Source organism: Sphingomonas populi (assembly GCF_004208535.1).
GTDB lineage: Bacteria > Pseudomonadota > Alphaproteobacteria > Sphingomonadales > Sphingomonadaceae > Sphingomonas > Sphingomonas populi.
In genome coordinates this window covers 1-1,494 of sequence record NZ_SGIS01000140.1, presented here as the reverse complement: position 1 = coordinate 1,494, position 1,494 = coordinate 1, and the positions used below count along the sequence as shown (strand labels likewise).

Sequence of the window (1,494 nt, the reverse complement as noted above, 5' to 3'; positions counted from 1 at the left end):
ATTGGATCGATCGGCTTCAACAAGCATGTCGGCCTCCAGAGTTGGTTTTTTAGCGAGAGCAGTCTGGCAGAGTGCCGTTCGCTGTTCACCTCCTCATGGGATCTCCCAACGGCATCGTGATGTGCCAGGATGAGGTCGTTGAAACACTCACATGAAGGAGCCGCCCGTGACAAATATTATCCGCATCGGCATCGACACGTCAAAGAGCGTTTTCCAGTTGCATAGCGTAGAAGCCGCGCGTCATTGGGACGTAGGTGATGTCGGTCGCCCAGACCTGGTTCGGCTGCGTGACCGCCAGCTTGCGGAGCAAATACGGGTAAATCCGGTGTCCCTGCGCCGGTTTCGAGGTGTTGCGCCGGCGGTAGATCGCCGCGATGCCCATCTTCTTCATCAGCGTGGCGACGTGCAACCGCCCGACCTTCACGCCTTCGCCGCCGAGCAAATCCCGAAGCATTCTGCTGCCGGCAAACGGGTAGGTCATGTGCAGTTCGTCGATCCGGCGCATCATCGCGAGATCGGCGGACGATACCGGACGAGGCAGATAATAGATGCTGCCGCGACTGATACCGAGCTGCCGCGCCTGCCGTGAGACCGGCAGATCGTGAGAACGGTCGATCATCGCTTTGCGCTCGGCAACAGTCCGGCTTTTCCGAGCGCACCGGACAAAAAATCGTTTGCCAGCGTCAGCTCGCCAATCTTCGCATGCAACACTGTCACATCGACCGCGGGCTCGGCCGGAGCCTGCTCCGCGCCGGACACGTCAGCCGCGCTCTCCAGCAGCTTAGCCCGCCACTGGTTGATCAGGTTTGGGTGCACGTCGAACTGCAGTGCCAACTCGGCAAGCGTCTTCTCGCCTTTCACCGCGGCCAACGCCACCTTCGCCTTGAATGCCGGACTATGATACCGGCGCGGTCGCTTGCTCATCATGCCTCCTGTACGCAGCCATTCTGGCTGCCTTCAGGCCGACAATCCACTCATCCCGCTGCGCAGTTTCTCCGAGCCACCTCTTACAAATGGGTCAAATCTGCAGAGGAAATTCTCGCCTCCGTTAAGCGCCTCTGCCAAAAAACAATGAACCGAACTTCCGATTCAGGTGACTAGTGCACTGACCCAATCAGGTGATTCACAATCGGTTAGTTTCGTGCGAGTCTGGCGGGATGTCCCAGATCGTATGTGTGATCGTAAACTCTGAAGATGCGGCGCGGTTGGCGTCGGTGGTCGCCGATCGAAACGGTTCGCTCAAGCATATCCAGCGCGCCAGGATCGTGCTGGCCTCGTCGGAGCGGCTGACGGTATTGGAGGTTGCGCGCCGGACCGGTGCCAGCGGTCTGGCGCTGGCAAGCTCGCTATGCCGCGGAAGGCGTGGAAGGGTTGCTGCGCGACAAAATGCGGATTCCGACGAAGCCGGCCACCTATTCCGACGTGAAGCCGGCCATCGTTCCGATCTGAAGCCGGCCACCTGGAGCGTCTGCACAGGTCGTTTGGTTTGATGGT

General features: G+C 59.6%; 1 protein-coding gene and 1 pseudogene. One reads left to right on the top strand and one right to left on the bottom strand.

What is annotated here, in order from left to right; all coding sequences use genetic code 11:
* Positions 1-229: 229 nt before the first annotated feature.
* A pseudogene (locus tag EWE75_RS24545) lies at positions 230-924 on the bottom strand (IS3 family transposase); the annotation flags it as partial.
* 233 nt (positions 925-1,157) lie between these two features.
* Between EWE75_RS24545 and EWE75_RS24535 the strand changes: the two are divergent.
* Positions 1,158-1,490: a hypothetical protein gene (locus tag EWE75_RS24535; protein ID WP_130160627.1), complete on the top strand. Its 333-nt coding sequence runs from the start codon at positions 1,158-1,160 to the stop codon at positions 1,488-1,490.
* Positions 1,491-1,494 lie beyond the last annotated feature (4 nt).